We start from the raw sequence: 14,451 nt of genomic DNA, 5'->3' as shown, positions 1-14,451 counted from the left end.
TTGTAGGGTTGGAAAAAGTTTTCAAAAAACAATGGCGATGAGAAAGGTGCTGATTTTGTGTTTACTAGTGGTTGTTGGGGGCTTACAATTGTGGGCGCAAACCTGCCCTACGGGGGATATTGTCTTGACCAGCCAGCAAGAGATTGATGATTTCTCGGCCACCTACCCTGGCTGTACCAGTTTGCAGTATGACCTTAAAATTCGAGAGACTATTCCGGGGGATATTACCAGCTTGGCTGGACTGAGCCAGCTTACCGAAGTAGCCGGGTACGTCTTTATTGATGGAACGGCGAGCCTTACCAGCTTGTCTGGGCTGGACAATTTGACGGCGATCTACGACAACCTGTCGCTGTACGATAATGAAAGTTTGGTAGACCTTAGCGGGTTAGACAACCTGACCTTGATTGGCGGTGATCTGCGCTTGATTTCCAACTTAGCCCTCACTTCTCTTGATGGACTCAACAGCCTAGGCCTTGTGGGTGGCGACGTAAATATTGCTGACCAGCAGCTGCTAAATAGCCTTGCTGGTTTGGAAAGCTTAACCAGCGTTGAGGGAGAATTTAGATTATACACCAACCCCGTTTTGCAAAATCTGGCGGGTTTGGAAAACCTCAGTGCTATTGGCACCGACTTCGAGCTATCCAACAATCCTGCTTTGGAAAGTATTGCGGAACTGACCTCTTTCACCAGCCTGGGAGGAAGCATTATCATTTATGATGCGGCATTGACTACGTTGGAGGGATTAAATAACTTCACCTCCATCACGGGAGACGTCCAACTGACGATCCTGCCTCAGTTGCAAAATCTTGATGACATAGCGGGAATTAGCAGCATAGGAGGGAACTTTACGGTCAACCAACTGCCGATGGTCGAACACTTATTTACTGCCAGCTCAGCGCTTGCATCCATTGGGGGATTACTCAACATCGTCAACAATGAGCAGCTTCTTAACCTGGAAGGTCTGGAAAATCTAAGTATCGTTGGTAGCCTAGCTGCTGTTTCTAACCCGGCGCTGGTTGATTTCACCGGGCTAGAAGGGCTCACGGAGGTTAATTACCTATTTACCATATCAGGTAATGAAAGCCTAACGTCCTTTAATGGCATGGAAAATCTCGCCTCTGTAGGTACAAGATTATTGATTTATAGAAACGATGCCCTAACCAACCTACAAGGGCTCTCCTCTCTTGTTAGCGTAGGGACAGATTTTGAGATTAAAGACAATGATGGGCTACTAAGCCTGAGTGGCATCGAGCAACTTACGACGATTGGAGGCTATGTCATTATTGACAAAAACTATCTACTGGTGACACTGAATGGACTGGAAGGTATTACTGCTATTAACCAAAGATTGGAAATCACGGCGAATAGCCACCTAGAAAGCCTAGATGGACTCAACAACCTGACCAGTATCGCCACCTACTTTATTTTGGAGTACAATGCTTCTCTAACTAGTCTTTCTGCACTCAGCAACCTGAGTCATATTACTGGTCTTTTGCAAATCAATAACAACAACGACTTGACGGATCTTCACGGGTTGGAGGGCCTGACCAACCTGGGCGCTTTGTGGATCATAGGCAACACTGGCCTGTCCAGCCTCTCCGGCCTTGACAACCTGACAAACATTGACGGCAGTCTGCAAATATGGAACCACATCCAATTACCTGACCTCACTGGCCTGGGAGCGCTGGAAAGTATTGGCGGATATTGCTCTATCCTTACCAATTCAAACATGGAATCGCTGGTGGGGTTGGAGTCGCTGACTTCGGTAGGTGATTATCTATGGATCAGTAATTCTTCGCTGGAAAGCCTTTCCGCGCTGAGTAACCTGAGCACCATCGGTGGCTACTTCAAGTTGTCAGGAAACAACGACTTAACCAATTTGCAAGGAACTGAAAATATCGACTTTACGGATACCGATTACCTAGATTTTCTTGACAATCCACTGTTGGCCGTCTGCGGGCAAGAAAATATTTGTGATTATGTCGTGACGGGTGGCAACGTTATCCTATCCGGGAATGCTGAAGGTTGCAATGAAATTGAAGACCTTTTACAAAACTGTTTTGCCGATACGCCCCATAAAAGCCTCGTAGGAAGAGTAATCTCAGATACCGACCTGAGCTGCTCCGAGACCAACGACGAGGAAGGTATAGCTGGCTGGCTGGTCGAAGTGAGCAGTGCTACCCTTAATTATGCGGTCTCTACGGATAGCCAGGGCTACTACTGGTTGCCGGTATTGTTTGGTGATTATACCCTGAATGCCGTCTCCCCCTCTTCTTTTTGGACGTCCTGCTTTACCGATACCCTCTTGCAGGTGACGATGCTGGGAGATTCGATCACGACGGATTTCTTTCTACAACCCCAGGGAAATTGCCCATTTATAGACTGGGATGTCACGATTCCGCCGTTTCGGGTTTGTCAGACACGGACGATCACGGTTGACTACTGTAACAATGGTGCACTGCCTGCCGAAGATGTGATTTTCACGGTCGCCTTGGATCCTGATTTGACGATAGACACTGCATCTATACCTTATACGGAAGATGCCAACGGCCTGCTTTATTTCGATTTGGAAACGCTTGCGCTGTTTGAGTGTGGGCAGTTTACCTTTGACGTTTTCCTCGCTTGCCAAGGGGTAGAAATTGGCGACTTTCCCTGTGTGGAAGTTTCGCTCCTTTCAGAAGAACTCTGTGCGCCCGATCCGTTGTGGGATGGTTCATTGATCACGGCTAGTGGCTACTGTGAGAATGATAGCATTTATTTTCAGTTGGAAAACATTGGTACTGGCGGCATGTCGGCACCGGCCCAGCTGCGGGTAGAAATTGTGATTGATGATATCATCCTGATGCTGGAGGTAGATGAGTACCAACTGCCCGCTGGCGCCACCCAGGTGCTCCAATATGAAGTACAAGGAGAAGGTCTGAGGCTAGAGGCCGACCAGACGCCTGGCCACCCGGTGTACACCGAAGTATCGGCAGTGGTAGCGAATTGTAACAGCACGTCGGACGGCAGCTTTGTGATGCAACTTCCGATGAATGATGGCGACCCTTTTTCTGGTGTCTTTTGCGCCCCGGCTGTTAATTCTTACGACCCTAACATTAAGACCGCACTGCCAGCCGGGGTGGGGCCGGAGCATTTGATCGACAAAGACTGGACGCTGAATTATATGATTCAGTTTCAGAATACGGGCAATGATGTTGCCTACGAGGTGGTCATTGCCGACACGCTATCGGAGGCGCTGGACTTGAGTACCCTGGACGTAAAAGGAGCCTCTCACCCCTTTACCTGGGCACTTACCCCGGAGCGGGCCCTGACATTTACTTTCGCTAACATTCTGCTGCCCGACAGTACAAGTAATGAGCCGGGGTCGCATGGCTTTGTGGCGTTTTCGATCGCTCCTAAAACGAGTATTTTGCCTGGTGCAATCATTGAAAACACTGCTCATATTTACTTTGACTTCAACGAAGCGATTGTTACTAATACGGTTGATCATACCATCCGTAAGCCGGTCGTAGTCAGTAGCGAACGGTTGGCCTGGTGCGCGGGTGAACAATACAATGGCCTGCCTATTTTACAAGATACCAGCTTACAGCTCCTACTATCCTTTGCGGAGTACGACAGCATTCACTTTGTACACTTCAACGTTTCAGAAACGGCCTTCTCCGTTGATCTGGAAATTCCGTTGGGCGAATATTTTCAGGACATTCTGATCACCAACGACACCAGCATCACCATCGGCTACGTTGCCGTAAATGGCTGTGACAGCCTGGTGACCTACACTATTGATGTACTCACGCGCACCAATAGCCCTGACGCTTTTGCGGATACGCAAATATACCCCAACCCTGTGAGCACAAACCTCCAGGTCATCCACCAACAAAGCAGCAGCTCCCAAACCTGGACCCTTCTCAATAGCATGGGGCAAGTATGCTGGCAGGAGCAGCTACAGCCTTACCAAACACTGAACCCAATAGCCATGGACGAGTACCCAGCAGGTATCTATTGCTTGCAGGTAAAGACCGCGTATGGCACACGAAGCTGGAAGGTGTTAAGGGTTGGTGGTTGATGGTTTTTCTAGGGCAAATTCATGAATTCACCCTAGAAAAACCAACAAAGCATTAAGCTCCCTCATTGTGCTGCTTCACTGTTTCAAGCACAATCGCGATATCGGCCTTGGTGGCCCAGCTAAAATCCAGCTTGGGGCTTGTCCATAATTCACCATTAGAAGGCTGGATAAAAAATTGCAACTTCCTCTGCCAGGGTAGAGCCTTATAAGTACCGATCACCTTTTATTTGGGTATCTTTAGCAATGGTAATGGTTCTTTTTTTCTTGGGGTTGTAGAAAAACAAGAAGCGTGCGTCGGGGATGTAGAGGTCGATGGCTAACTGGCCTTCCCCTTTTCGCAATTCAAAAAGAGAGGGTTGTTGGAGGTAATCAAAAACCAGGAGGGTTAATAGTACCGGAAGCCCGACATAGCTGGCAAGCTGCTTAATGAACAAGGGAGCACTTTCGAAAAAGGTCCCGTAACCTACAATCAATAACAATATCAGTAAAAAAATATTCCGGAGATTCGTATAGCGACTGAACCACTTTTCGTTGGAGGTGATGATTTTCATAAAGAGAGAAGAACTTTGATGAAATCAAAGCACGAGAAAAAGAATTGGTAAAAGCAGAACGATATATTGACAATGCCAGTGGAGGGCTAGATGCCGTCAAGAAAAAGACCTTCCTTAATCGAAAAACAAAAGACACAAGAATAGACATTGAGATATTAAGTGGAACTGCATTCATTTCTTTGTTGTTGATTAGTGCTCTTATTGCTTGGATAATTTTAAAATAAAATGGGCCAGATATTATTCGCAAAATTTTTAGAAGATAAAAGAGTTTACCACCTGGCTAGGCTTTTTTTGCAGCGCCATGTCAAAAATATAGCGGAACAGGAGGGTTTAGAATTTCAATCTTATCTGAATACAGAAAGTGAATTTGATGGCAATCCTCTCTTTAATGCCTACTTTCCTAGTATTAACAAAGCCATCCGTATTATCCAGGTCGATCCCGCTGAAGCAAGTGAAGACGTAGACTTGAAAGCATGGCTTGACAAAATAGAGATTGGCAAAAATGGTAAAAGCCAAACGACAGAACTAGTCATAGACACTGTTCTATCAGAAGGTTCAAAATTCCCTGGCAAACAACTTATCACCCACTGGATAGAAGGAAAAATTACTTCTGATCAAGATATTGAAATGCTCCTCGCAGATAGCATCTAGCGCTTAATCCGAAAGGAATCACCTCTACGAAGGCCACATCGTTTTCAATATCTGAAAAACAACCTCCTAAGAGCCCTTCTCCCAACAGCAAGCGATCGGACGTATAAACACCCCACGTTCAGGCGTAGCTAAGATCAATATTCTAATCATTTATATTCATAATAGTAGATCCATATTTCTTTGTCCGTTTCTGTCCTGCTCATAATAAGCCTATCCGTGGAATCATATTCTTTTCTCTCCTCCCAAGTGACCACCTGACCATATGAAACTGCATTAAATATTGTCAATAATCCCGCAAGTGATAAAATTAGAGAGAGAACTTTCATTTCTGTATCTATTATTATTTGAACTTAATTCCCACTATGCGCATCAAACACATAAAAATAATTTAAAAAAAATTACGCCTCACTTTATTAACACAAAACACTAAAAATCAATTTATTAGATAAAAAATAACCGTTTATAAACGTTTACAAACGGATACAAACGACAGTATACGTTTATTATACGAGTAATACTTTCCCCCTCCCTCATCTTTGCAGTGTCACCGGTTGAAAGCGCTCAACCAATACTTTTACAACCAGCACGTATTGCACATCAGGCCTGATATTAATACTGCGCTCAATCATCGTATAACACTAAAATCAGCGATTATGAATTCTATTAGTAACCACGTACAACTCATTGGCAACCTTGGCCGCGATGTCGAATACCGCGCTCTTAACAATGGCAACTCCATGGCTCGGGTAAGTATCGCCACCAAAGAAATTTTCCGCGACCAGGAAGGCGGTAAGCGCATTGAAACAACCTGGCACCAGCTCATTGGCTGGGGCAAAGTGGCCGAGATGATGCAGGTATTTTTGAAGAAGGGTTCTTCCGTGGTCGTCCAGGGAAAAATACAACACCAGACCACCGGGGAAGGCGAACAGAGAAAAACCCGCACGGAAATCGTCGTCAACGAGTTTCGTCTTATGCAGTAACTGATTCCATTCCTGTCTGCGTACCGCAGGTAGACAGGTTTGATTCCGTCACTAATCAATATTTTTCTTCATCCATTTTTTAATTATTCTTTTAACATTCCGGGAACTAGCGCGCTGTCTGCGTCATCGAACAACTGGTCATCTGCCAGTAAGGTCACGCCTCACTCTCCGCTAAAGACTAAACACCCGGTCCAAATTTTTTCTATTATGAATCAAGTACAAAATTCCGTTACCCTCATTGGCAACTTAGGCAAGGATCCAGAAAAGAAAGGCTCCAAGCAAAACTCCATCGCCAGCTTTAGCCTCGCTACCAACGAAAGCTATAACAACAAGGACGGTGAGAAAGTCACCATTACCCAATGGCACCGCTGCGTCGCTTTTGGCAAAAAAGCCGACACCCTGGTACAGTACGCCAAGAAAGGGAACAAGCTCGCCGTACAAGGCAAGATCAAGTACAATCGCTACACCGATAAGGATGGCATCGAACGCCTGTCCATTGACATTGTCGTCAACGACTTTGTCCTACTGGATCAGAAGTCGGAAAAGCAGGCGGCTTAAGTTTATTCTCAAGCCACCTGAAGAGTTAGCGTTTTACAGCAGGATATTTTTGTGATATTCATTATTCCGTTTCCCCCGATCTGTGAACAGCAGGTCGGGGGTTTTCTTTTAACGCAGTATCTTCGCCTGATGCCGCACGACTATTCTCCATCCCGTAGTTTTTCTTTGCACTGGCCAGCCAGCTGGCCGGAGGGTTTACCCACTACCGGGTGTAGTGATTTTCGTAGCGGCAGAGAGGCCCTATTTGCCCTCACCCAGCACTTGCAACGCGAAGAACCATGCACGGTACTCCTACCAGCATGGGTACCAGAGGGCGTGCACCTGCCTTTTCATTTAGCGGGTTGGGATATTCGCTACTACAATCTCGATCAAAACGCCGATCCTCACTGGGCAGAAGTCGAAAGCTTGATCGAGAACCAGCATTTTGATTTGGTCGTATTGATCCATTATTTTGGGCAAGCAAGAGATTCCTCTAAACTGCTACAGTTACTTCCTCCAGGTACGAGTTTGGTGGAGGATTGGGCGCACAGCTATCCGCATCCTCATTGGACACTGCCTCCAGACGGCCATTGGGCCCTCTTTTCGCCCACCAAAATCATAGGTACAACGGATGGTGCATGGCTGATTGGCCCGGCTAGTATCACGCCGCCTCGTGCTGCCAACAAACAGCATCTTGCCTACCTTCTTTGGCAATTGCTCTACCTCGCTGGTAGCACTGCACAACACCTGAACCTCCCTGGCAAGCAGTGGTGGAGACGACTGAGCGGTGGTGCCTACGCCCGTGCCTATCAGCATTTGATCAAAGGAACCTCTAGCCCAAAGGCTATGAGCAAGATCGGGAAATGGCTCACATTACACACCTCTCACAAGAAGATGATTCAAAAAAGGAAGGCGCAGGTGGCGTACTATTTTTGGCACTTGAAGCAAGTACATATTCGTTTCCTCACGAGCGAGCACAACAAACAACATCCACAGATTGGGTTCCCGGTATGGGTGGAGGATGCCAAGCACTTTTCTGCCTATTTGCAGACGCACGGCATTCGTGGCCAGGCTTTCACTGATCGCTGGTGGTTTATCCGCGAGTCAGACACCAACCAATATGAAAACAGTCTGGACTTACTTAAGCATCACTTCCTCTTACCCATCCATGATCGATATACGGAAAAGGACTTAGCTTATATCGTAGCCATCGTCAATCAGTATCAACTGTAAAGATTTTTGTGCATTTGGCCTTAGTAGACTGTAGCTAATGCCCAATTCTGGAATATGGATCATTGCTCATCCGGTAGAGGCCACCACGCTGGGTGCCAATCCAAATTTCTCCCATTTCCACATCCTCGAGAAGGGTAGAGATACCTTGCCCACGGATACCCGATTCCCGGCCAAAGACGCGTAATTCATTACGGGTAATATTGAAACGCAGAAGCTGATTCGCTGCCACCCAGAGATCTCCATTAAAATCTACCAGTAGTTGTTGAATATTGGTCAATGGCTCTGGCAGGCGCTCATGCAGATCGTATTCATAAACCAGCGCCAGCGAGTCTGGGCGGGTAGGTATCCGATAGAGTGCTTCTGCACCAGCAAAGACGATGCTATCGCCCCATTCGGCAATGGCATTTACCGGACCATTATACAAAGGAGGTGGGCCTTCTATACCCCAAAAACGCTGCCACCAATTTTGCTTTACCGGAGGAGCAATCCCCAAGTTGTAGATGGTGTCGTTGGTCAGGGTAGCAAGACCACGGTCAGTACCGATCCAGATCACCCCACGTTGGTCTTCATAAATGGTGTGGACGATATTGGAGGGCAACTGCTGGCCCGCCGTAGAAAAACGTTTAGGAACATTGGCATAACCGCCATATTCGTCGGGCTCAAAGACAAATAATCCGTCTTCAAGACTGCCTACGATTATCCGCCCATCATCGGCGTAATGGATGGAAGTAGGGTTTACGGTCTTGGCAAAGAAGGAACTGGTGAAATCCACCGAAGCGTCTTCTTTGTGTACTAAAGGACGCAAGGATTGATAATTAACCAAGAGATGGACTTCCTTGTCCTTCTTGATCAGACAATTAAATTTTTCGCGACGATCAGTCGGTTGTACCAATAATTGGTGTTGCTGGTTGGCGTTGCTAGACAACAAATAGCAGCCGTCGTTATCCGTTAAAACGTAAAGGCCTTCAGGGCGTTGAACCAAATTAGTAATGGAAGATCTTTGCTGGATACCAGCGGTCTGTCCGTTGGGAAGGGTAAGGGAAAAAGCTACACTTTCCAATGATTGACTTTGCCCACTTGAGACAAATGCAACCAGTAACACAAGGGTTAGCAGCTTTGTTCCCCACATTGATGTATGGAAGAACATGTTTTTGGAATTATTAAGGTATTACACAGTTTAATTCAGGGTCGTAGTTTCCTTAATAGTTGGAATATTCTTCTGGGTTAGACTCACTTATTCATGTAAAGATAATAGGATTTTTCAACTACACAAACATGGGGTAACACAGCCTTGTTCTTTACCGCTCAATCTTATAATCTACCCCTAGCTTGGTCAAAGCTGCGATAAAATCATTGTCCGCCTTCACTTTTCTGTTTTTTGCAGCCAATGGGAGTTTCACCCTGTTTTGCCGGTCCAGTAATACCATCCTGAGCTGGTGTTGTCCTTCGTGTTTTTGGCACAAGCGATCAAGCCCTACGACTATTTCACTCGTCAAGCGATCCAGCGGCAAAGTCAAACGAATACCTTTGGTCATGGTATCGCCTACACTCTCGAGTAAGGAGACATCCTTGATTTTCAACTCCATGGTATCGTCCCTCCACCCACGCTGAAAACCAGCGGTAATGAAGATAGCTTTTCCTGGTTCCAGCAGGTGCTTGAATTTTTGGTAATCTTCGCCAAAAAGGCGGAATTCCAGTTCACCATCAAAATCAGAGACCGTAAAAATACCCCAGCCGTTCCCATTCTTGGAGATCATGTGCCGGGCTCCTGTCACAGACCCCGCCAACTGCAATTGGTTACGTTGCTTATGATTGTCTACCTCGTTGAGGGTACAAGTGACAAAATTAGCCACCTCCATGCGATAATCATCCAGTGGGTGACCTGAAATAAAAATCCCGGTAACTTCTTTTTCCCTTTCCAGTTTCTCAATCAAGCTCCACTCTCGGCAATTGGGTGGTGGTGGCTCCTGGACCATCACCTCTTCTTGGAGGGCACCAAACAAAGATGTAGCAGCACTGATCTTGTTTTTCAGATAGGCATTGCCGTACTTCACCAGGTGTTCAATATAGGTATCGTATTTATCTGAGGGAGCAAAATACTGCGCCCGGTGAATATCATCAAAACAATCAAAAGCGCCTCCAAGGGAGAGACTTTCTAATACCCGCTTGTTGATCGCACCTTGATCCAATCGGGTGAGCAAATCAAAAACACTGGTATAACGCCCGTTCTGATCACGCTCCTCCAGAATTGCCGTTACGGGCCCTTCTCCTACCCCTTTCAACGCGGACATACCGAAACGCACCTGCCCTTTCACGTTGACCGAAAAGTCAGACACCGATTCATTGATATCTGGGCCGAGTACATCCAATCCCATTCGCTTACATTCCTGGAGGAAGAAGGTGATTTTGGAGATATCGTTCTTGTTGGTCGTCAGTACCGCCGCCATAAATTCGGCGGGATAATGGGCTTTGAGGTAAGCCGTTTGGAACGCTACGAAAGCATAACAAGTAGAGTGCGATTTATTGAAGGCATAAGACGCAAATGCTTCCCAATCTTTCCAAACCTTTTCTAGTTTATCCTTGGGGTGACCACGCTCTTCGCCACCCGCCACAAATTTAGGGAGCATTTTATCCAGCAGGTCCTTCTTTTTCTTACCCATCGCCTTACGCAACATATCGGCCTCTCCCTTGGTAAAGCCCGCCAATTTTTGCGAAAGCAACATGATCTGCTCCTGGTATACATTGATACCGTAGGTCTCTTCCAGGTATTCCTCCATTGCTGGCAGATCGTAAACGACCGGTTCGCGCCCGTGCTTACGTGCAATGAAATTGGGGATATATTCCAGCGGACCAGGACGATACAGCGCGTTCATTGCGATAAGGTCCTCAAAAGCAGAAGGCACCAACTCTTTCATGTACTTCTGCATCCCGGCACTCTCATACTGGAAAATGCCCACTGTTTCTCCACGCTGGAAAAGCTCGTAGGTCTTTTGATCATCCAGCGGAATCAAGTCCATATCCAGCTTTACGCCATGGTTTTCTTCCACCATGGTGACCGCATTCTTGATGATGGTGAGGGTCTTCAGACCCAAAAAGTCCATCTTCAGGAGGCCAGCTTCTTCGGCAACGCTGTTATCAAATTGAGAGACCAGCATCCCCGTCTCTTTATCTGCCGTCACCGGAACGTACTTGGTGATATCGTCTGGTGTGATCACGACCCCACAGGCGTGGATGCCCGTATTGCGCACCGACCCTTCCAGCTTTTTAGCGGTTTGGATCATGCGGCCGATCTTATCATCATTTTCGGCCAACTGCCGAAACTGGTAAGCTTTTTCGCGCTCTTCGCTATTGAGTGACCCTTTCAACTTGGGATCAATATCACCATCGGCGAGGACATTAGCGAGGCTGGCTTTCAGGTGAGCAGGGAATGTTTTGGCCACCCGATCTACTTCCGAAAGAGGGACATCCATCACCCGGCCAACATCTCGCAAACTCGATTTCGCAGCCATCGTACCATAAGTTACGATCTGGGCCACCTGGCTTTGTCCGTATTTGTCAATCACATAATCGATCACCTTCTGGCGACCTTCATCATCAAAATCAATATCAATATCGGGCATGCTCACCCGCTCAGGATTGAGGAATCTCTCAAACAGCAAGTCGTACTTAATGGGATCTACATTGGTGATCCCCACGCAATAAGCAACGGCCGATCCTGCTGCCGACCCCCGGCCAGGCCCAACACTTACGTTCATTTCACGGGCGGTAGTGGTAAAGTCCTGAACAATAAGAAAGTAGCCAGGATAGCCGGAATTCTCGATCACCTTCAACTCAAAATCGAGTCGTTCACTGATATCGGGTGTGATGGTTCCGTAGCGGCGTTTGGCTCCTTCGTAGGTGAGGTGACGCAGGTATTCATCCTGGGTTTTAAAGCCCTTAGGCATGGGAAAGTTGGGCAAGAGAATGTCCCGCGTCAGGGTCAGCTTTTCTATCTTGTCGTAGATTTCCATGGTGTTGGCCACCGCTGCTTCCTGATCACTGAACAGCTTACTCATTTGCTGCTGCGTCTTGAAGTAGAAATCCGAGCTAGAAAATTTGAAGCGGGAATCGTCTTCCAGCAAGCTGTTGGTATTGATACAAAGGAGGATATCGTGTGGCTCCCAGTCTTCTTCTTCTACGTAGTGAGAATCATTCGTACAAATAACCTTGACATTGTGCTTTTTTGCCAGTAGCAAGAGTTTTTGGTTGACGTCTTCCTGGCTCATCCCCGTATAAATGGGGTTGCCGTTGCGATCTTTACCAATGTCAATATTTTCAAGCCCACGGTGGCGCTGGAGTTCGATGTAGTAATCTTCACCAAAGATATTGAGCCACCATTTGAGCTCTTTTTCGGCTTCTTCGTCTTTGCCTTGTAGCAAGAGTTGGGGAATGATGGCACCAATACAGCACGAAGTGACTACCAGCCCCTCGTGGTATTTTTCCACCAACTCCTTGTCAATTCGCGGGTACTTGCCATAAAGGCCTTCGATAAACCCTAGCGAACAAAGTTTACTCAAGTTTTCGTAACCCTGCGCATTTTTGGCGAGCATGAGCTGGTGATAGCGCTTGTCTTTTTCGCCATTGGCCCTAGAAAACGCCTGTACATGACGGTCTTCTACCAGGTAAAATTCACAGCCGACAATGGGCTTAAGATTGCGTTTTTCTGCTTCCGCAACAAATTTAAACGCACCAAACATGTTGCCGTGATCTGTCAATGCAACACCTTTCTGGCCATCGGCTAAAGCCTTGTCCATCATGGTACTGATTTCGGCAGCTCCGTCCAGCAGGGAGTATTGGGTATGGCAATGAAGGTGGCAGTAATCCGGCATAGTTCTCTCTAATCTTTCGCTCTGATGATAAGAACACTAAATTAGCCAAAAAAGATGGAGGGCAGAGGATACCTTAACGGAAAGTTTTCCACAGTGTCTAAAAAAGACAGGAGTCAATCGCATCTCGTCTTAAAGATGAAGTGACTCCTGCCCTGTAAATACTAACACAATAATTTCCTAAGCCATCTTAGGAAGACTTTTTGGGGATATTAGCGATCGAAAAAGAAGATGGCAGCAACAGGCCGTCCCCACGTCTGAAGCTGACCATCTTCTAAAAGCAAACTAACATACTTCCCCCGAAGGGGAAGCAGGCTAAATAGGGTATATGAACTAGGTGTCCATTTCAGGACATGGTGTTTAATCAAGCATTTGAAACATTGTACCACAGATGATGAACGAATTCTGACGGATTAGTTATCGTTTCAATTTTAATAGTAACAGGATCAACTGAAATCCCTCCACTTGCAGTCAGAGACATCGTAATATCTTCAATGATTAGCTTACACTTCTCCGTCTGATCTTTAATATCTACATACTCACTAAAGCTATAGAGTTGGCCCTCTGCTGAAGCTAACTTAGCATAATGAAGGTAGGTACCAGGCGCACTTAAACGATCAGAAACTGTAACCGAATAACCTTGATTCGTTAAATCTTCCACCACCTTCAAATCAGTGTATACGTCTGAGAGCACATGAAAAAAAATGGCAACTTGCTGAGTTGTTTGGTCAATTGTCACTATTTTCAACACCCATTCTTTTTCTCCCTTACCACTGGCTTTGGGGCGTAAAAAAATTGAGATGTCGCTTAAGTTTGTAATAAAAAGGGTAGTACTCATACATAAAAATTTGGGAAATATATTCCCTCTATCAAGAACCCTCCTGCATCAATTGCATGGGCAGATAATGTTTGAAGCGATCCTGTATTTCGGGTTTATACATCCAATTGTATTGATAAAATATTGTTTGAACTTTTTTTGACTGTAGCCAATCAACGGCCTGTGTCAACTGTTCATCTCTTAAAGCGAGATCATTACCTACCAAATGTGCCGTAAGTAGATACCTCCTGCCACCTGAATTATTCGGCCCAACCAGAGGATCAAATAAACCTCCCAATAAAGCAGTGACTTCTTCCTGGCATTGCGTCGTGGTAAAGCGTTCAAATTGGCGTTGGGCAAGGACCTTTCCTAAAAAAAACTGTCCACATCGATCTATAGCAGATCCAATAAAGCCAATCCTACAGGCATGCCCGAAGGATGTGTTCATTTGTGGCACTCGATTCCCTAAAGCAGCTAGTCGGGCGTTTTGTATAGTTGGATTTAAAGCACTCATTTGGTTTCTTGGTTTGTAAAAAGTAAAAGCGTAGTGTTTTGGGTGTTTGCACCAATCAAATAATTTGCGGTAATTAGCTTCCTTATTTGTTGGTACATTACAAAGATCACTCACCTATGAATTAGACCTTGCCAGATTTTCCTCCATTCTGCAACAAGCAGGTTGCAAACCCGAACAGACAATGTATGACTACCATTAGCTTTACCCCTATCGCATAGTACTCAAGCTTTCAACGCTCAA

10 protein-coding genes are annotated in these 14,451 nt (G+C 46.2%); 5 read left to right on the top strand and 5 right to left on the bottom strand.

Annotation, left to right across the window (positions count from 1 at the left end):
* The first annotated feature begins 37 nt into the window (after window positions 1-37).
* Entirely contained in the window at window positions 38-4,063 is a 4,026-nt protein-coding gene (locus AB0L18_RS11520; RefSeq protein WP_367392737.1) for a T9SS type A sorting domain-containing protein, read from the top strand.
* A gap of 203 nt (window positions 4,064-4,266) precedes the next feature.
* On the opposite strand, the gene AB0L18_RS11515 is transcribed toward AB0L18_RS11520, so the two are convergent.
* Window positions 4,267-4,614, bottom strand: coding sequence for a hypothetical protein (locus AB0L18_RS11515; RefSeq protein WP_367392736.1), 348 nt, complete (start codon window positions 4,612-4,614; stop codon window positions 4,267-4,269).
* A gap of 225 nt (window positions 4,615-4,839) precedes the next feature.
* Between AB0L18_RS11515 and AB0L18_RS11510 the strand changes: the two genes are divergently transcribed.
* The 4 genes from AB0L18_RS11510 to AB0L18_RS11495 all read left to right on the top strand — a co-directional run bounded on the left by AB0L18_RS11510 (window position 4,840) and on the right by AB0L18_RS11495 (window position 8,015).
* Window positions 4,840-5,265 (top strand): hypothetical protein, encoded by a 426-nt coding sequence (locus AB0L18_RS11510; RefSeq protein ID WP_367392735.1) that lies wholly within the window; start codon window positions 4,840-4,842, stop codon window positions 5,263-5,265.
* A 653-nt stretch (window positions 5,266-5,918) separates the two neighbouring features.
* Window positions 5,919-6,245, top strand: a complete 327-nt coding sequence (locus tag AB0L18_RS11505; protein ID WP_367392734.1) for a single-stranded DNA-binding protein — start codon at window positions 5,919-5,921, stop codon at window positions 6,243-6,245.
* A 207-nt stretch (window positions 6,246-6,452) separates the two neighbouring features.
* Window positions 6,453-6,803, top strand: a complete 351-nt coding sequence (locus AB0L18_RS11500; RefSeq protein WP_367392733.1) for a single-stranded DNA-binding protein — start codon at window positions 6,453-6,455, stop codon at window positions 6,801-6,803.
* 129 nt (window positions 6,804-6,932) lie between these two features.
* Window positions 6,933-8,015, top strand: a complete 1,083-nt coding sequence (locus AB0L18_RS11495) for a DegT/DnrJ/EryC1/StrS family aminotransferase (RefSeq protein ID WP_367392732.1) — start codon at window positions 6,933-6,935, stop codon at window positions 8,013-8,015.
* A 34-nt stretch (window positions 8,016-8,049) separates the two neighbouring features.
* Here the strand turns inward: AB0L18_RS11495 and AB0L18_RS11490 are convergent, their stop codons facing one another.
* The 4 genes from AB0L18_RS11490 to AB0L18_RS11475 all read right to left on the bottom strand — a co-directional run bounded on the left by AB0L18_RS11490 (window position 8,050) and on the right by AB0L18_RS11475 (window position 14,211).
* Window positions 8,050-9,117: a two-component regulator propeller domain-containing protein gene (locus tag AB0L18_RS11490; RefSeq protein ID WP_367392731.1), complete on the bottom strand. Its 1,068-nt coding sequence runs from the start codon at window positions 9,115-9,117 to the stop codon at window positions 8,050-8,052.
* 196 nt (window positions 9,118-9,313) lie between these two features.
* Window positions 9,314-12,883 carry a DNA polymerase III subunit alpha gene (gene dnaE / locus AB0L18_RS11485; RefSeq protein ID WP_367392730.1) on the bottom strand — a complete coding sequence of 1,190 codons (3,570 nt, stop codon included), beginning with the start codon at window positions 12,881-12,883 and terminating at the stop codon, window positions 9,314-9,316.
* Window positions 12,884-13,244: 361 nt separating this feature from the next.
* Entirely contained in the window at window positions 13,245-13,718 is a 474-nt protein-coding gene (locus tag AB0L18_RS11480; protein WP_367392729.1) for a hypothetical protein, read from the bottom strand.
* A 31-nt stretch (window positions 13,719-13,749) separates the two neighbouring features.
* The gene (locus AB0L18_RS11475; protein ID WP_367392728.1) at window positions 13,750-14,211 is read right to left on the bottom strand and encodes a hypothetical protein; all 462 of its coding nucleotides are present in this window, start codon (window positions 14,209-14,211) and stop codon (window positions 13,750-13,752) included.
* Between the last annotated feature and the right edge of the window lie 240 nt (window positions 14,212-14,451).

Source organism: Lewinella sp. LCG006 (genome assembly GCF_040784935.1).
Classification (GTDB): Bacteria; Bacteroidota; Bacteroidia; order Chitinophagales; family Saprospiraceae; genus Lewinella.
The sequence above is the reverse complement of the archived record's forward strand: the minus strand, read 5'-3'. Positions and strand labels throughout refer to the sequence as shown.

What these genes read in the sequence shown, in the direction of transcription:
- AB0L18_RS11495 (WP_367392732.1), top strand. Translation starts at nt 6,933, where the DNA reads ATGCCGCACGACTATTCTCCATCCCGTAGTTTTTCTTTGCACTGGCCA.
- AB0L18_RS11500 (WP_367392733.1), top strand. Translation starts at nt 6,453, where the DNA reads ATGAATCAAGTACAAAATTCCGTTACCCTCATTGGCAACTTAGGCAAG.
- AB0L18_RS11520 (WP_367392737.1), top strand. Translation starts at nt 38, where the DNA reads ATGAGAAAGGTGCTGATTTTGTGTTTACTAGTGGTTGTTGGGGGCTTA.
- dnaE (WP_367392730.1), bottom strand. Translation starts at nt 12,883, where the DNA reads ATGCCGGATTACTGCCACCTTCATTGCCATACCCAATACTCCCTGCTG.
- AB0L18_RS11480 (WP_367392729.1), bottom strand. Translation starts at nt 13,718, where the DNA reads ATGAGTACTACCCTTTTTATTACAAACTTAAGCGACATCTCAATTTTT.
- AB0L18_RS11515 (WP_367392736.1), bottom strand. Translation starts at nt 4,614, where the DNA reads ATGAAAATCATCACCTCCAACGAAAAGTGGTTCAGTCGCTATACGAAT.
- AB0L18_RS11510 (WP_367392735.1), top strand. Translation starts at nt 4,840, where the DNA reads ATGGGCCAGATATTATTCGCAAAATTTTTAGAAGATAAAAGAGTTTAC.
- AB0L18_RS11475 (WP_367392728.1), bottom strand. Translation starts at nt 14,211, where the DNA reads ATGAGTGCTTTAAATCCAACTATACAAAACGCCCGACTAGCTGCTTTA.
- AB0L18_RS11505 (WP_367392734.1), top strand. Translation starts at nt 5,919, where the DNA reads ATGAATTCTATTAGTAACCACGTACAACTCATTGGCAACCTTGGCCGC.